The sequence below is a fragment of the Bradyrhizobium sp. CCBAU 11357 genome (genome assembly GCF_028128865.1).
In the GTDB taxonomy this organism is placed as follows: Bacteria; Pseudomonadota; Alphaproteobacteria; order Rhizobiales; family Xanthobacteraceae; genus Bradyrhizobium.
Map to the genome: position 1 here is coordinate 194,531 of NZ_LBJW01000101.1, position 16,857 is coordinate 211,387.

At 60.7% G+C, this 16,857-nt stretch carries 10 protein-coding genes; 3 read left to right on the plus strand and 7 right to left on the minus strand.

Going from position 1 to position 16,857, the window contains the following annotated elements:
* The first annotated feature begins 167 nt into the window (after positions 1-167).
* Positions 168-1,136 carry an NAD-dependent epimerase gene (locus XI05_RS19745; RefSeq protein WP_271504856.1) on the plus strand — a complete coding sequence of 323 codons (969 nt, stop codon included), beginning with the start codon at positions 168-170 and terminating at the stop codon, positions 1,134-1,136.
* Positions 1,137-1,170: 34 nt separating this feature from the next.
* Positions 1,171-2,316 carry a hypothetical protein gene (locus XI05_RS19750; RefSeq protein WP_271504858.1) on the plus strand — a complete coding sequence of 382 codons (1,146 nt, stop codon included), beginning with the start codon at positions 1,171-1,173 and terminating at the stop codon, positions 2,314-2,316.
* A 144-nt stretch (positions 2,317-2,460) separates the two neighbouring features.
* On the opposite strand, the gene XI05_RS19755 is transcribed toward XI05_RS19750, so the two are convergent.
* The 7 genes from XI05_RS19755 to XI05_RS19785 all read right to left on the minus strand — a co-directional run bounded on the left by XI05_RS19755 (position 2,461) and on the right by XI05_RS19785 (position 15,427).
* Entirely contained in the window at positions 2,461-3,714 is a 1,254-nt protein-coding gene (locus XI05_RS19755) for a glycosyltransferase family 2 protein (protein WP_271504861.1), read from the minus strand.
* Between the two features lie 221 nt (positions 3,715-3,935).
* Positions 3,936-4,352 carry a hypothetical protein gene (locus tag XI05_RS19760; RefSeq protein WP_271504863.1) on the minus strand — a complete coding sequence of 139 codons (417 nt, stop codon included), beginning with the start codon at positions 4,350-4,352 and terminating at the stop codon, positions 3,936-3,938.
* Positions 4,353-4,412: 60 nt separating this feature from the next.
* Complete coding sequence (locus XI05_RS19765; RefSeq protein WP_271504865.1) at positions 4,413-8,243, minus strand: glycoside hydrolase family 99-like domain-containing protein; 3,831 nt, start codon at positions 8,241-8,243, stop codon at positions 4,413-4,415.
* A 315-nt stretch (positions 8,244-8,558) separates the two neighbouring features.
* On the minus strand, positions 8,559-10,640 hold the full coding sequence (locus XI05_RS19770) for a tetratricopeptide repeat protein (protein WP_271504867.1): 2,082 nt from the start codon (positions 10,638-10,640) through the stop codon (positions 8,559-8,561).
* Positions 10,637-11,986 carry an HlyD family type I secretion periplasmic adaptor subunit gene (locus XI05_RS19775; protein ID WP_271504869.1) on the minus strand — a complete coding sequence of 450 codons (1,350 nt, stop codon included), beginning with the start codon at positions 11,984-11,986 and terminating at the stop codon, positions 10,637-10,639. The genes XI05_RS19770 and XI05_RS19775 overlap by 4 nt, the downstream gene beginning before the upstream one ends.
* Complete coding sequence (locus tag XI05_RS19780) at positions 11,976-14,225, minus strand: peptidase domain-containing ABC transporter (protein WP_271504871.1); 2,250 nt, start codon at positions 14,223-14,225, stop codon at positions 11,976-11,978. The genes XI05_RS19775 and XI05_RS19780 overlap by 11 nt, the downstream gene beginning before the upstream one ends.
* A gap of 290 nt (positions 14,226-14,515) precedes the next feature.
* Complete coding sequence (locus XI05_RS19785) at positions 14,516-15,427, minus strand: hypothetical protein (RefSeq protein WP_271504873.1); 912 nt, start codon at positions 15,425-15,427, stop codon at positions 14,516-14,518.
* A gap of 162 nt (positions 15,428-15,589) precedes the next feature.
* On the opposite strand from XI05_RS19785, the gene XI05_RS19790 reads away from it, so the two are divergent.
* The gene (locus XI05_RS19790; RefSeq protein WP_271504875.1) at positions 15,590-16,855 is read left to right on the plus strand and encodes a glycosyltransferase; all 1,266 of its coding nucleotides are present in this window, start codon (positions 15,590-15,592) and stop codon (positions 16,853-16,855) included.
* The last annotated feature ends 2 nt before the right edge of the window (positions 16,856-16,857 follow it).

Sequence of the window (16,857 nt, forward strand, 5' to 3'; positions counted from 1 at the left end):
GGTTCACCGTCGGGGTGGTCGATACAAAAGTGCGAAAACAACCCCATGCACAGTAGAAAGGGTTTTTGCGCGCGAGTCATGCCGGATTTGCGGAACCCTTTGGTAAAGCAGAAAAATTTGGCGCCGCGAAGCAATGGAACCGCACCGACGCAATTGTGGATTAAGAGATGCAACGAGCCCCTCTTCTGGTCACCGGCGCGGCCGGCTTCATCGGCTTCCATGTCGCCCAGCGCCTGCTGAGCGCCGGTGAAACGGTCGTCGGGTTCGACAATCTGAACGACTATTACGACCCGGCGCTAAAGTCCGCTCGCCTGGAATTGCTGCGCCCTCATCCGAACTTCAAGTTCGTGAAGCTCGACCTCGCCGATAGAGCCGGCATGGAGGAGCTGTTTCGGCAGTATCGCTTCCCCACCGTGATCCATCTGGCCGCGCAAGCCGGGGTGAGATACTCGCTGGAAAACCCGCACGCCTACGCTGAGTCCAATCTCACCGGCTTTCTAAATGTACTTGAAGGGTGTCGTCACAATGGATGCGGACACCTCATTTACGCGTCCTCGTCCTCGGTATACGGCGCAAACATAAAGCAGCCGTTCTCAATTGAGGACCGGGTCGACCACCCCGTCAGTCTGTACGCCGCAACAAAGAAGGCGAATGAACTGATGGCACATACATACAGCCATCTGCACCAGCTCCCAACGACCGGACTACGTTTCTTCACCGTTTACGGTCCGTGGGGGCGGCCCGATATGGCTTACTTCTTGTTCACAAAGGCAATCATTGAAGGCAAGCCAATCAAATTGTTTAACGGCGGTAAGATGAAACGGGATTTCACTTACGTGGACGACATTGTCGACGCAATCGAAAGAATTGTCTTCAGTGCTCCATCCTTGCCCTATCGGATCTACAATATCGGGAATAATAAACCGGAAGAATTAGGGAATCTAATTTCCATTCTTGAAAAGGAATTAGGGACTACAGCCGAAAAGATTTTACTACCAATGCAACCTGGCGACGTCGAATCTACTTATGCGGATATTGACGCTACGGCGCGCGACTTCGGTTTCGCTCCACGAGTCAAGCTTGGCGAGGGATTGGCGCAGTTTGTCGCCTGGTATCGCAGCTTTTTCCGCGCTTAAGGTATACGATCCGCAAACTGCCTGAGGGGTGCCGATGCGTCTTACGCGCCGCTCGTTTTTGACTACGGTCGCAAGTGTCGCCTTAGCGAAATCATGCCCTGGCGCCGAACCGAGCGGCAAGCGCCCTCTGGTTGGCGCGATCCGATGGGACGCTTGGTATGCACCCGGTAGCTCTGTCACGGCTGCTGTCGAAAAAGCGCTGAGCCCTCCGCAATACCAATGGCGCGCCCCCTTCTTTGCGAAGGTGCCACCTAGCTTAAACGCGCAAGTAGAACTGCCGCACGCCTCTCAGAGCCTGATTGATCTGGAAATACAACAGGCCGCTTACGCACGTTTGGACTATTGGGCGTTCGTTGGTTACGGAATTGACGATCCCATGTCTCTCGCGCTGAGGTACTACCTGTCCAGTAGCATAAAGGACCTTGTAAAGTTCTGTTTCTTTACGGAACTGGCTCGGTGGGGAAGCGCTGACAATTTATCCAGTATCCCGCGAGAACATATCGAGTTGATGAAGCGCCCACAATATGTTCGGGTGCATGATGAACGCCCACTCTACTTCCTTGGATTCATCGACAAGAACATCCTCTTTCAGAGATGGAAAGGCCCGGACGGATTGCGCAGCCAATTGGCGAGATTTCGTGCTGAAGCAATCTCGGCTGGCGTTGGAAATCCGTATATTGTGCTGGCCGGACCATTTGCCCAAGCTTCTGAGTGGAGTTCACTCGGCGGCGACGCAGTCGGAGCGTATGCATTGGGTGATCCGCTTGGTATTGGCTCCTATTCAGCCCTAGAGAAAGTTGTAGAGCAGCGGTGGCGCTCCTTGAGTAGCCTTGGTCTCCCGTTGGTTCCAACGGTGATGGCTGGATCAGATAGGAGACCGCGTGTGGAGCATCCTGTACCCTGGGAGTCCGGACAAAGACCGTATGTTGGAATGCAGTACTACTTCGAAAAACCTACATCTTCGGAAATAAGCCATCATTTGCAACGAGCACTCGATTTCATCGCGGAGCAACCTTATGGCCTACGCGCTCCAGCAGTCTTGATTTACGCTTGGAATGAAAACGATGAGGGAGGATGGCTTGTCCCAACGTTGCCATGCGACACAAGCCATTTGGAAGCGGTTCATCGGATATTGGCGCCTGGCCAGATATCTCCGCCACCAAGTTGTAGCATCCCCTAGATCCTTGACAGGGAGAACTTGTTCTCACGAATGAATGGCTTCCAAGTACCGGAGGCCCCGAAATCGTTTGCGTCGACACCTGGTTGGGCAACTGGCAACACTGGAGCCGTGAGTCTGGGCGTTGGCATGCACCGTCAGAGACACTTATCCATTGCTGAACAAACCTTGGGTCTTTTGGAATACGGCTTTCAGATCAAACTGCCGCTCAAGTTCCTGCAGTCTGCTTCTCACGCCACGCCTAATGATATCAAGTTGGTCGGCAATACCAGGCAACTCCAACAAAGCGTCGTACTCACGCCGAAGGTCTGCAAGAAGGTCTGACGGCATAGTTTCGATCGACGCGTTCCCTGCTCGAGCGTCCCAAGCAAAGAATTGCTCGAAATCGCGCTGCTTGCCGGCCAATCCCTGCGAAGGCAGGCCGCGAACCTTCTTCAAGGCAAATTCCTCGAATGACTTGTTCCAGTAATGGTTAATCTGGCCCATCCCATAAATTGGTTGCATCGTTGCGATGTCGGTAACCGCCTTGAATTCGGAATCCAGCAATACGCATCCGGGAAGCAAAGTCGGATAATGTACGGGCCGCATTGAAACGATATCCCGAAGACGAGAAAGGCTCTTGCCGTGCTGGTCGGCCCGAGTCTCGCTGAAGCGCTCTAGGACGAATCTGTCCTCCATCTCGAATTTGAGACCGCTGCCAAACCATTTCCAATTGAAGAAAACAGATGACAGGGACCTTTCTAGATGCAGTGAGGAAATGTGATCAAAAAGACCGTCTAGCGAAATGGCATCCCGCTTCAGAGGTCGAAAGAATTCGTCGATATCCAGGTAGGCGACCCAGTTATAGGCTCTTAGCTGAGGCAGAAAATAGAGCGAATGCTCATAGCACTTTTGCTGCGGAGAAACCTTCGCCGCGACCGAATTCTTAATCAGCGTGAGAACGTTGTGGCGCGCCAAGAGCTCAAGAAGGTCTAGAGAACCGTCAGTGTTGTCATTCGTGTAAATGAAGAAGGCGTCGAACCCGATGACGCGGTGGTACGCAATCCATTCGAGGATACTCAACCCCTCATCTCGAGCAGTTGCGACAATCGCCCGCTTGTTAGATGCGGGCACCGTCTGGAGAGTGAGGTAGTTTATGAGTTTCAGGGGATCCCATCTATCGATAGTTGAAACAAGGCAATCCTCCTGCTGACCCGTCTCCAACACTGCCGTTTGCGACAAGTGTGCTTCGGCGCGCGCAGAGAACTCCTTAATTTCCTTTATGTGAGCCAGATAGACATTTTCTAAGTCGCTGGCACCTGCTCCATCCAGAGCAGCATCCTTGAACAGGAATCCCAGTACTTGAGCAACAACAGGCAAAGACGAGCTGCCGGGGAAGAACTTTCCGATCAGCCCTTCCACGTCCTCCCTGAGCCGCTCCCGCCGAACCGAAGGATCGCGCGTCCGCATTTCGGAAAGAGCTATTAGCAGCTGGTGCATCTCGTATCTTGCCCTCCCCTCCCCGAAAGAACCCGGCATAAGAATAAACCCCAAGGGCTAAAGTAAATTCAATATCCTCTCGCGTGCAAGAAGCTCATCTGATCAGAATGCTTCTGCCCGGATATCAGGGTGAGCCCTCATGCCTAAGTGCCTTTGATCGCTAATTTCCACTGCGCTGCATCCGCTTCATATTCGGCAGCCGGGCTTCGGCCCTCTCCACCACCGATCGACTCGAAGTGAGCTTCAGCCGATTTGACCCGCCCGTCTTTAACGGCCGCCGCAACATCGGGATATTTAGCAAGGTACCAATCGTCGTCCACTGTGGGGCCGCCGCCGCGGCGACCCTCGAAATATCCAAAACCAATGTAGTGAAGATGTGCGCTTTCAACGTCCCCACGACCAATTGCCTTGGCCACGTCCGGATTCTCGCGCAGATAGCTATCCTCATCGAACTCCGCCGCAGCAAGCGCCACCTGAAGCAGCAGTTTCAGCAGGCGCGCAGGTACCTTGACCTGCCCATTTCCGTCCAGCACCGATTTGTTGATGTTCAGTGCATTCATCAGAGATTCCGCGGAAGGTACGAACATTATTGCCCCATTCGTCAGATCGGATCAGAAAAGTTATGCTTTGGCTGCGGTACGGACCACTGTCCTCGTGGGCTTCTTCGTCTTATCTTCGTCCGAGGCCGTTCCGAGAAGTTGCGCCGAAACCTCCGCCAGATACACTTCTTGCGCCCCGGTCTCCCGCTTCGAGAAAGCGAACCGCTCGCGCGCGACGCGGTGCATGCTCTCAATCTCCTCGATGTGCTTCTGCGCCTTCAGCGAATGCGTGACGCTCGCGGCGTGACGGCGGTGGACGTTGAGCGGATCGGCGACGTAGGCGATCTTGGCGCCGGGCGCGGCGAGGCACTCCAGGTAGATGCGCCAGTCGCCGGCCATGCGCAGATCCTTCAGATCCTTCCGACAAGCAGCCAGCGCACTCAGCAGCGCTTCCCGCCGCCACAGCACGGAAGACACGTTCAGGATGGTGTTCTTGACGCCGAGGAAGCGGGTCACGAATTCTCGGCCTTCGAACACCTCGGTCTTCGACAGCGCGCCGGGCTCGATGCTGGCGTAATAGGGCTTGTAGCTCTCGTAGACGTGCTGGCCCTCGGCGTCGATCGACTTGGAGTCGGTGAAGCCGAAGGCGATGTTCGGGTCGGCCTTCATCAACGCCAAGAGGCTCGACAGGAAGGTCGGCTCGGAGAGATCGTCGGCTTCGGCGATCCACAGGAACTCGCCCTTGGCCATTTCGGCGGCCTTGGTCCATTGCGCGAACACCGAGCCGGAATTCTCCTCGTTGACCAGCAGCGTCAGATCGCGCTGGCGTTCCTCGGCCACCTTCATGATGACGGAGATGCTGTCGTCCTTCGAGCAATCGTCGAGCACGATGAGCTCCTCGATCGAATGGTTCTGATCGAAGATCGTATAGAGTCGCTCGGGCAGGCAGTGGGCATAATTGTAGTTCGGCACCGCGACCGAGATGGTGGGAAGCGAAGGAACGGCGAGCCGCAGCAGATCGCGGACGTAGTCCGTGAACGTGAAGTTCACCTCGATGATATCGGCCATACGCTCGCGCTCGGGCTCCGACGGCGGCCATTCCAGGAAATGCGCAACGGCGTCGGCCATGGCGGGCACGTCGCAATAGGGTACGACCTGGCCGACCTTCTCCTTTTGCAGGAAGCCGGGGATGCCGCCGGACTCGGCAAAGGCCACCACGGGCACGCCGACGCTGAGCGCCTCCAGCGCGACGGTCGGGAACGGATCCTCCCGCGAGGTCAGGGCATAGACGTCGGATGCCGAATAGAGCCCCTGCATGTCCGAGCGGAAGCCGGCAAAATGGAAGCGACCAGTCGCCTTGGCGCGCTCGATCTCGGGTCCGAGCCATTCCTGGAGGCCGGGGTCCATGCCGCCGACCCAGCAGAAATGGACATGCGGATGGTCCTGCCGAACGAGATTCCAGACCTGAAGGAAGAGATCGATGCCCTTGCGCAGGTCGGCATAGCCGACCCCGAGCACCATCTTGTCGCCTGCGACCAGCCCGAACTCCTTGCGGATAGCGGCGGCCTCGTCGGGAGCTTCCACAATCTGCTTGTAGCTGCCCTGAGCCCGGATCAGGAAGCGCTCGTCGCTCTCATCAAATTCGAGCGCGTCGGCGAGCTTGTCACGAACGAATTCGGAGGCGAAGACCACCTTTTGCGCTTGGCTGACCGCCATGCGCGCATCGTCTTCCAGGTTCTTTTCGCGCAAAATCCGCGGCAATTCGTGGACCAGCGAAATGGCCCGGAAGCCCATTTCGGCCGCGAGCTTCACCGCTCGTCCGCTTGCCGTGGTGTTGATGATGGCGGCAGAAAAGCCCTTGTCCTTGAAGTGCTGCAGCGCAGCCGGAAGATCCGAAAGCTTGCCGAGCACCGTGAGCGGCGCCGAGGCGCGATATTCCGCCTCCATCGCACCGCCGGAGAGCAGCAGATATTCCGTTTCCATGTTGAAGGCGCTGCGCAGCGTCCTGCCGATGTTGAGCAGCAGGTGCTGGGCCCCGCTCGGGAAGGCGTCGTGACCGATGAGCAGGATTTTGGGCTGCGAAAGATCCCGCGTCAGGCCTGTAGCGGCGCGCGCCGTGGCGTTCAGATAGGCCGAGCCGAAATGCAGGTCCGGCTCCAGATAGGCGCCTTCGCACCATTCGTTCCAGGCATTGACGCAGACAAAGGGTTCGCCGAAGAAGGTGTGCCGCTGCGCTTCTTCGACGAGCATCGACAGCCAGGCTTCATATTTCTGAGGGGTCGAGCCCTGGATGACCAGACCCGTGCCTTGACGCCGCGCATCATTGTCCCAACTCGGAACGACGGTCTTGATCAGCGGAAAGCTCGGTCGCGGCTCATCAGTCGAGTATTTGACCACATCATCATAGCTGTAGACCTGGCCGGCAAAGGTATCGTCCAGGATCTTCACTTCCGACGTGACCTGCGGCGTGAACTTGGTGATCTTGTGCGGCGGGAATTCGATCGCGCCATCGAGGCCCATCACGGTCGGATCGAAATCATCGAAGCTCTGGCTCATGATGATGATCGGATCCTCGCGGAACTTCCTCTTGAAGACGGCGCGCCAGCGCGCGACGACGTTGGCCGTATCCGGGATGAGCCGAGGACGATAGATCATCAGGAGCGGCCGGCCCTGCACGCGGATATAGCGGGGGTCGTTGAAGTGCCGGCAGAAATCGCCGAGCAGCCGCTCGTCGTCATCATCGAGATAGTCCTGCGAGATCAGGACCTCGCTCTCCATGCCGTCCCACCGACGAGTCCAATTCTCGTTCGCCCACATCAAGCAGAACGGCATGTTGATGTCGCGCGCCTTAAGGAACTGCTCGAGCGGCCGCTCCATGAGGCGCTTGCCGTTGAACCAGTAGTAGTAATAGACGAAGCCATGGATGCCGGCGGCTTGAGCCAGCTTCACTTGCTTCCGGATCGTCTCGATGTCGAGCAGCGAATAGAAGCCGAGGTCGCGCGGGACTCGCGGCTGGTAGTGGTCCTTGAAACGCGGCACGCCGCGGCTGATGTTGGTCCATTCGGTGAAGCCCGTTCCCCACCATTTGTCGTTCTCGGGGAAGGCGTGGAACTGTGTGAGATAATAGGCCAGCACCTTGGCCCGAGGCTTTGTGCTCGGGGGCAGCGGGCGCAGTTCCTCAAACAGTGCGCTCGGCTTGGTAAAACGCTTGATCTCCGCGGGAATGGTCGCTTCGTTTTCCGGCGGGGACGGGAAAATGCCCTCTTCGTGCCGATGCTCCAAATAGTGCAACAGCGGATTCTGGTCGGTCTTTCCCTTGAAGTAGCGCTGAATATAGAACTTGGTGTCGAACTCCGCGGACGGATTACGGCCTTCCTTATAGCCGTGGAAAATGAAGTGCTCGAAAGGATCAACGTTGGCCGCCGCGACGTCCTTGTAGGTGTCGAGATAATATTGCGCGTCGAACTCGGGGATCGGGCTGAACGGGCCTATGCGGTTCTTCAGATAGTGAGCAAGCGGGCTCTCTGTCGCCGGAATGGCGTATTTCTCTCGGTACCACGCGGGCTGAAAGTACGGGCTGGGACGGCGGCCTTCAGGCTCACCATGCCTCGCATAGTGCAGCAGCGGCTGAATATCAGCATCCTGAACATCCGGATAGGTCGTGACGTACCACATCGGATCAAAGATGGGATTTGGCTTTCTTCCCTCCTTGAATCCGTAGAGAAAGAAGTGCTCGAACGGATTTGCACCAACTGCAACGACGTCGGGATAGGTGACGGAATAAAACGTTTCGTCGAAGAGTCCCAAGCCTTCGAGGTAACGCCTGATCGCGAAGAGATCCTCGACTGACTTCTCTGCGGCCGGCGCGTCCGGCAACGGCGGCTGTATGAGAGGCTCAGCTTGGGCTGCCAAGTCCGAAGTGGCTCCGTTGGCCTTGCCAGGTCTCGAAACATTTTTGGGTTGAACTTTACTGGCGCCGGCGCGCTTTCCTTTTTGCTCTTTTTGCCCCGCTTCGCGCGCGAGCTTCGACAGGAAGTCAGCCATCTCTACACAATCTTTGATCAAGTATCGGTCTTATTCGCAATCGGTACATTAGAGCAACGTTGCTGTCACGCATATGAAAGCTAACGTTAATGCTGCTCAGAAATCAGCTTCAGCCTGCCCGAACTTGTATCGCAGCGCTCAAGATTCATCCATCGTTCAGAGGCCCGCAATGTGGATCGCTGTTCACCCCCGCGCTGCGTCGGCCGCATGACCGCTTTGCGATAGTCCGATAGCACTCAGTCTCTGCTTCGCCATTTCATTCCCTTGGCCAGCCGCCTTCTCAAACCAGGCCCTCGCCGCGTCAAGATCCTGCGCGACACCATTCCCGGAATGGAGCGCATCGCCAACGCTAAGCTGTGCCGCCGCTAAGCCCTGTTCGGCCGCCCGCTCGAACCACTCGAATGCCCGCTCGGGATCGGCCTCGCACCCCTGCCCCTTCGACAGCATCACGGCGAGGTTGAACTGGCCGAGTTGATGGCCTTGCCTGGCCGCAGCTTCATACCAGGCGACGCCCTTGGCGAGATCCTGCTCGACGCCGTTGCCGGTGCAATACATCACCCCTACCTGGAATTGGGCGATCATGTTGCCTGCCGCAGCCGCCTTCTCGAACCAGTGCGCGGCGGCCTTGGCATCGGCAAGGCCGGTTGCGGGATCGGCGTAGAGACTGCCGAGCGCGAGCATGGCGTCGGATAGCCCAGCCTCGGCGGCGCGCAGGTAGCATTTCGCCGCCTCCGGCCAGTCGGCCGCCCCGCCGAAACGGCCGGCGCGTAAGTGGCCGAGCTGCAGGCTCGCCGCGGCGTGGCCGCTCGCGGCCGCCGGCGTCAGGAGTTCGGCGGCACGGGCGAGCCGCGCCTCGTCCTTGCCGGACTGGATGAGGAAGGTCGCATAGGCAAGGCCGGCCTCGGCATCGCCACCGCTCGCGGCCTTGGCCAGCCATTCTTCCGCGCGGGCGTGGTCGCGGTCGACGCCGGTGCCGGCGGAATAGAGCTGGCCGAGCTGCACCTGGGCGGCCGGGATGCCGGCATTGGCGGCGAACTCGAACCATTTGATCGCGGCGCCGATGTCCTGGGCGATGCCGGTGCCCTTGAGATAGAACACGGCGACGTTGTAGCCGGCCGTGGCGTGGCCGTTCTCGGCGGCCTTCAGAAACCATTTGGCGGCTTCGCGCACGCTGGGGGCGACGCCCTGGCCGGTGGCATAGAAGCGGCCGGTGAAGAACTGGGCCTGCACGTCGCCGCGCTCGGCGGCCTGGAGATAAAAGTGCGCGGCCTCGCGCAGGTCCGGCTCGGTGGCGATGCCCTTGGAATAGAACTCGCCGAGGGCCTGGATCGCCGGCAAATGGCCGCGACGCGCGGCCTTGCGCAGTGCCGTCTCGGCCTTGTCGACGGATTTCGCAACGCCCTCGCCGCGCAGATACAAGAGGCCGATGTTGTACAGTGCGGTGACGTCCTCGCGCCGGGCCGCCTCTGCGAACAGCCGAGCCGCCTCCGCCACGTCCTTCGCAACGCCGGCGCCGTTGAGGTGCAGGAAGGCCAGCGCCACCTTGGCGCGGACATGTTCTTTCTCGACGGCCTTGCGATACCAGGACGCCGCGAGCTCGGCATCCCTGGGCACGCCCAGGCCCTGGAAATGAATGTCGCCGAGGCCGAACTCGCCGCCGGCAAAGCCCTGCGCCGCCGCCTTCTCGTACCATTCGCGCGCCGCGGCAAAATCTTGCGCGCAGCCGCGGCCCTGCCGCAGCAGCTCGGCGAGCAGCGCCTGGGCCTCGGCATTCCCCGCTTCGGCGGCCTTGGCGATCCAGCCGAAGCCGCGCTCGGGCTGCTTCTCGACGGCGAGGCCGTGCGGGAAGATCACCTTGGCGAGCGGGACCTGCTCGTCGGCCTTGGCGGCTGACTTGACAGCTTCCTGGCGCCAGACCTCGGGCGAATGGAGCGCGACGATGGCGGCCGCGCCTTCGAGCAGCAACCGGCCGAGGACGAGCTGGGCCTCGGCATGGCCGGCCTCGGCGGCGCGCTGATACCAGTCCGCCGCATCCGGCAGCGAGCGCACGACGCCCTGCCCCTGCAGATAGAGCCGGCCGATGTGGTAGGCCGCTTCGGCCGCGCCGCCCTTCGCCGCGATCTGCCAGGCTTCGAACGCCTCCATGAAGGCGCCGCGCTCATGCGCGGCGAGCCCGCGCTGGACCAGAGCGGCCGGCGCGAGCGACGTCCACGGCTTGAAGCGGCGCAAGAGTTTTGGCGTGCGCATGCGAGCTGTCGCCCTCATTGCGCCTCGCGCATGGCCTGGCCGAGACCCTTGAGCATGTCGCCGATCAGATAGGCCGCGACGGAGCGGGTGCCGACATGGACGTCACCGGTCAGCGTCATGCCCGGGATCAGGCGGAAGCTCGCGGGAACGTCGCGGAAATCGGTGCGGTCGACCGAGCAGCGCGCCTTGTAATAGGCCTCGCTCGGCTGGCCGTTGTCATCGACGGTAAAGGCGCCCTCGCTGACCCAGCGGATCTTGCCTTCGGCGGTGCCGTGCTCGGCATAATTGAACGCGTCGACCTTCAGGGTGCAGCGGTCGCCGGGGCGGACGAAGCCGATGTCGCGCGAGGCGATCTTGATCTCGGCGTCGAGCCGCGTCGTCAGCGGCATCAGGGTGATGAAGGGATCGCCGGGCTTCAGCACTGAGCCGACCGAGAGCTTGGCCAGCGTCAGCACCACCGAGGGCTCCTCGGCGGTCAGCCGCACCAAATCCTGGTGCCGCACCGCCTTGTCGTAGGAGGCGCGCGCGGTATCGAGCGCGTTCTGGGTGGTGACGAGATCCTGGCTGAGCTGCGCGTTCCACTGCTGGGCAAAGGCCTGGCGATCGGCCTTGAGCGATTCCAGCTGATGCTGCGCCTCCAGCAGGCTGTTGTGGGTGCTGTCGATCTGGCGCAGCAGTTCGAGGCGGCTGTCCTGCGAGATGTAGAGGTTCAGCTTCGATCCGCTGCCGGTCTCGGCGAGGCTGGAGCGCATGTCCTCGATCTTTCCGGCGATGTCGGCACGCTGGCCAAAGCGCTCGTCGTCCTTCTTCAGCTTGGCGATGGTGGCTTCGGTCTGGCTGATCTTGGAATCGTAGCTGGCGATCTGCGCGGCATATTGCGCCTTGCGCTGCTCGTAGAGCGCCTTCTGCAGGGTCGCGTAGTTCCTGAACTCGGAGTCGGGGCGGTCGGGGAAGACCAGCGGGGCCTTGGCGAGCTCGGCCTTGTCGCGCAGGACCTGCGCCTCGAGGCTCGCGACCTGCTGCTTGAACTGGGTGACATCCGCGGAGGTGAAGGTCGAATCCAGCGTCGCCAAGAGCTGGCCGGCCTTGACCTGCTCGCCCTCGCGCACGTCAATGGTCTTGATGATCGAGGGATCCAGCGCCTGGAGCACGTTGATCTGGTCCAGAGGCACGATCTTGCCGCCGACGCTGGAGACGACACGGTCGAGCCGCGTCAGGAACATGATGGCGACGAGCGAAGCAAGGAAGGCCACCAGCACCCACAGCGTCGCGCGCGCGACGATCGGCTCCGGCGCCTCGCGGATGGCGTCGGTTTCGGACTGGAACTGACGGACGGTCGTCAGCGCGGGGGCGTTACGAGACAAGGGTCGGCCCTCCCAGATTGGCGCGCGGGCGGCGTTGCGGCATGGCGTGGCTGTTCTGCTGGTGCCAGAGGCCGCTGTAGATGTCGTTGCGCGCCAGCAGCTCCTCGTGGCGGCCGATGTCGTCCACCACGCCGCGGTTGAGCACGAGGATCGCATCGCAATCGACCAGCGAGGACAGCCGATGCGAGATGATGATCATGGTGCGGCCATGGGCGATGCGCGAGATGTTGGCGTTCACGATCGCCTCGCTCTCCGCATCCAGCGCGCTGGTCGCCTCGTCCAGGATCAGGATCGGCGGATCGACGATCAGCGCGCGGGCGATCGCGAGGCGCTGGCGCTGGCCGCCTGACAGGTTCGGCGAGCCCTCGTAGATGTAGGTCTCATAGCCCCGCGGCAGCTTGTCGATGAACTCCTCGGCGCCGGCAAGGCGCGCGGCGCGCACCACCTCGTCGAAGGTCGCGTCCGGCTTTGCCGCGGCGATATTGTCCCGGATCGTGCCCGTGAACAGGAAGTTCTCCTGCAGCACCACGCCGATGTTGCGACGGAGGTGATCGACGTCGTATTCGCGCACGTCGATGCCGTCGATCTTGATCAGCCCGCCGTAATCCGAGTGCAGCCGCTGCAAGAGCCGCGTGATCGTGGTCTTGCCCGAGCCGCTCTTGCCCATCACCCCGAGCGTCGTGCCCTTCGGAATCTCGAACGAGATGTTGTTCAGCGCCGGCGAGACAGCGCCCTTGTACTTGAAGGTGACGCCGGAGAACTCGACATGCCCCTGCAACGGGTTGCGCACGCCGTGGCCGGAGCGCCCCTCCTCCGGCGGCTGGTTGACCAGGTTGCCGACGAGGTTGACCGCCGTGCGCGCTTCGTCGAGCTGGTTGACCAGCTGCGCCATCTGCATCAGCGGCGCTGCAACGCGCTGCGACAGCATCAGGAAGGCGAACAGAGCGCCGATATAGACGGGGTCGTTGGTCGAGATCGCGAGGTAGACGCCGAAGGCATAGGGCCCGCTGACCGCAAGCCGCTCCAGCGGCCTCACCACGGCCTGTATCGACACGCCGGCCATGCCCTCGGCCAATCTTGCTTTGGCAACGCGAGCGACGTGAACGTCCCACATGTGCTTTTGCCGGGCATCCAGCGCCAGCGACTTCACCGTGCGGATGCCGTTGAGATTCTGCACCATGAAGGCGCCTTGCGCACCCTCCGCGGCCATCACGGCTTGCGATTTCTTGCGGTAGGCCGGCAGCATCAGCAGCAGCCAGCCCAGGATCAGGCCGGTGACCCCGAGCACGAGGAACGTCAGCAACGGGCTGAAGAAGAACATCACGGGCAGGAAGAAGATCAGCGTCGTCGAATCCAGGATCGTGCCGAACAACTGCCCGACCAGGAACGTCCGCACCCTGAAGATCTCGCGCATGTCGCGTGCGATCAGACCGACCTGATTGCGCTCGAAATAATCGATGGGGAGATTCAGCACCTTCTCGAACACATAGGTCGACAGCTTCACATCCAGCCGGGCCGTCAGGTTGTGAACCAGATATTGTCGCAGGAAGAAGAACACCGCCTCGAAAGCGATGATCACCGCCATCGCAAGGCACAAGACGTAGAACGTATTGAACGCCTTGTAGTAAATGACCTTGTCCGACAACAGCCGCCAGAACATGATCGGCGCCAGAGCCAGGAGGCCGAGAACGAGCGCGGCCACGGCAACGTCCCGGACGATCCGACGCTCGCGGAAGATCAATGCGGTGATGAAGCCGAAGCTGAAGGGCTGCGTCTCGTCCGAAATCTCGTAGTCGCGCTTGACGAGGATGACCTCGCCCGTCCACACGTCCGCCATGCGGATGGGATCGATGACGAGCAGCGCGTCCTCTCCGACATTCGGATCCCACAGCACGACCCGAGGGTTGTTTTCGTCGCCTTCGAGGCGCAGCAGCACCATCTTGCTGCCGTCCTTGAGGCAAACGATCGCGGGCAGCGCTTTCTTGAGCTGGCTGAGACCGTCCCAATCCAGACGCACGACCTTGGCGCGCATGCCTGAATTGCGCGCACACCTGACGATCTCCGCAGCCGTGACCTCGCCGCCGGCAAGAACGTTGTCGTGGGTGAGCTGGGATGCGGTGAGGTGAAGCCCGTGCTGCCGCGCCACAATGACGAGCGCCGCAAGCCCGGTGGGCTCGACATTCTCAACCGTGGCTAGAGAGACATCCGCTGCGTCGGCGGATGAAGCATCGACAGTCATGCAAACCTCTGCTTGTGCAATCCGCGAAGATCAACGCCCCGGGACCCATCCACCCCGCTCAGCACACTCATTGTGCAGTTGCGAAGCAGCTATCCAACCTTAACCTTTTGCGTGTCGAAAACCAAATCCTTCCGCCCCGCGAGCGAGCAATTTCAGGAAAACTCGAAACATCATAAACAGCTGAATTAAGAGGCAATTTCCTCGTTTTGGAGCCCTCGGGCGAGCCTCTTCATAGGCGAAACGAGCCCCGCGGCAAGCCATGCTGCAGCGCAAGAAATTTCCTTGGAGTTTTAACCCTTTACGCCAGCCCTGCTCCTGAAGACGCGGACGCGCCCGCTGCCACTCCGGGCCGGACTTTTTGGGACCGGCTCGGTCGCGCTTGCGGAGGCGGCACCTGGACTGCTCGACGCGGGCACCGATCGCGCGGCCGGAGACTGCGCTGCTCTGGTCGAAGCAATCTGCAGCCGCAGGCCGACGAGCGGCTCCCGGCCGGTTGGCCCCGAAACCACCACCCGCTGTCCCGCGACCTTCATCTGCGGCGAGCCCAGGAAGATCGCGTCAGCCGTGATCTCGTAATGCTTGGCCGCAGAACCAAATACTTCGAACGTCGCCCCGACCAGTGGCAGCGCCCGCCCCCGGGTTCCTGAATATCCGCCGGCCTCAACAAAAGCGCTGGTTTTCGGCTCACCCGGTCCGCCCACGCGAACTGAATGGCGCACTCCGAAATTCTGAGGACGCTCCGCCCAATCGATGCCGACACCCTCGATGCGGGTTGGCGCCATCGGGCCCCCAAGCCATTCTCCCAGGCCCACCGACGTATCACCGCGCCCGGCGAGATGACCGAGCAGACGGAGGCCGGCAAAATCCAGCGGCGCCTCGTCCAGAGCCGCAAGGCCGAGCGGATCGGTCGACAACTGTGCCGATTGGATGCGCGCGCCAAGCGAACCGCCCGCTGACCGGGCGCTCAGCTCAACTTGAAGGCGAGCGGGTGCCGATAATCGAACGACGACATTGGCGCCCGGCGACCAGAGCACCGGTTCCTCAACCTCAGGAGGCAACAGGAATTCAACCGAGCCGGAGTTTTGCGGATCCACGGACAGACTAACCTTGGGCGGCAGCGCAGCGTCCTCCGCCGAATCATAACGGATCAAAAACAAGCCCTTCTGCAGATCAAGCGTCTTCTGCAGCGATGTCGATTTCATTGAGATAGGCCCCCAGAAATTCGCCACATCATAGCGAAGGCGTAGCGTTTAAGGCAATATACCGACCAGACGTTGTCGATTTTTAGCGTTAAATTGTGTCAACTCTGCACGGGGGCGATTCCAGTGCTAGGACTGGGCGATCGGCGCTGCCACGAAGGACCCATGCAGAAAATTCTCTTTGTTCATAATAATTTTCCTGCGCAGTTTCTGCCGCTGTGTAAAGCGCTCTCCGGCCGCGACGACATCCAGATGGCGGCGATCGGGTCGCCGACCGCACGCACCCTGCCAGGTGTTTCCTTGAAGAAGTACATGATCCCCGATGGGGAACTGGCAGCGGCACATCCGTTTGCACGACGCTTTGAGGCGGAGTGCCGCCGTGCCGAGCAGGTGCTCTATTCGGCCTCCAATCTGAAGCAGCAGGGATTCGTTCCGGACCTTGTCGTTGCCCATCCCGGCTGGGGCGAAATGCTCCCCCTGCGGCCATTATTTCCGGAGGCGCGGATCATCGCCTATTGCGAATTCTACTACCGGGCGAATGGCCAGGACGTTGGTTTCGATCCCGAGTTCCCCGACATGGGCGTCGACGGTCATATCCGCATTCACCTGAAGAACGCCGCAACACTGCTGGCGCTTGACGATGCGGACGTCGGCCTCTCGCCGACCCTCTGGCAGCGCTCCACCTACCCAGACGTCTTCCAGAGCAAGATCGAAGTGATCCACGAAGGCGTCGACACCGAGGCGATCCGCCCGCGCGACGATGCGGCGCTGACGCTGCGCTCTGGCAAGGTGCTCACGAAGGCGGATGAAGTCGTCACCTTCGCCACCCGCAGCCACGAGCCATTGCGCGGCTTCCATTGCTTCCTGCGGGCCCTGCCGGCGATCATGAAGGCCCGGCCAAAGGCCCAGATTTTGATCGTTGGTGGCTCCGGCACGCCTTACGGTCTATCCCCGCCGGAAGGCCATAGCTGGCGCTCCTATTTCCTCCGCGAGATCGAAGGCAAGGTCGATAACAGCCGCATTCATTTCACCGACGATCTGGATCGCGCCGGCTTCTTGCAGGCGCTGCAGATCTCAAGTGCCCACGTCTATTTCACCTACCCCTTCGTTCTCTCCTGGTCGCTGCTGGAAGCGATGAGCGCTGGCTGCCTGATGATCGGCTCGGACACAACGCCGCTGCGCGAGATCATAGACGGCAGCAACGGCATTCTCGTGCCCTTCTTCGACATCGAGCAGCTATCCCAGCGCGTCATCGAAGCCTTGGCCAATCCGCGCCGTTTCGCGGGAATGCGGCGTGCCGCACGGGAGACCGTGGTCAGCCGTTACGACCTCGATACGGTTTGTCTGCCGCGCCTTATCGACTTTTACAGGATCGCAGCCCCTGGCCGTGCCGTACGAGCGAAAAGGGCCGCGGCGAGCCGCAAGCGCTAGAG

Bases quoted from the DNA above. Each gene is read 5' to 3' on its own strand.
- XI05_RS19745 (WP_271504856.1), top strand. From the start codon at position 168: ATGCAACGAGCCCCTCTTCTGGTCACCGGCGCGGCCGGCTTCATCGGC.
- XI05_RS19750 (WP_271504858.1), top strand. From the start codon at position 1,171: ATGCGTCTTACGCGCCGCTCGTTTTTGACTACGGTCGCAAGTGTCGCC.
- XI05_RS19760 (WP_271504863.1), bottom strand. From the start codon at position 4,352: ATGAATGCACTGAACATCAACAAATCGGTGCTGGACGGAAATGGGCAG.
- XI05_RS19770 (WP_271504867.1), bottom strand. From the start codon at position 10,640: ATGAGGGCGACAGCTCGCATGCGCACGCCAAAACTCTTGCGCCGCTTC.
- XI05_RS19780 (WP_271504871.1), bottom strand. From the start codon at position 14,225: ATGACTGTCGATGCTTCATCCGCCGACGCAGCGGATGTCTCTCTAGCC.
- XI05_RS19785 (WP_271504873.1), bottom strand. From the start codon at position 15,427: ATGAAATCGACATCGCTGCAGAAGACGCTTGATCTGCAGAAGGGCTTG.
- XI05_RS19790 (WP_271504875.1), top strand. From the start codon at position 15,590: ATGCAGAAAATTCTCTTTGTTCATAATAATTTTCCTGCGCAGTTTCTG.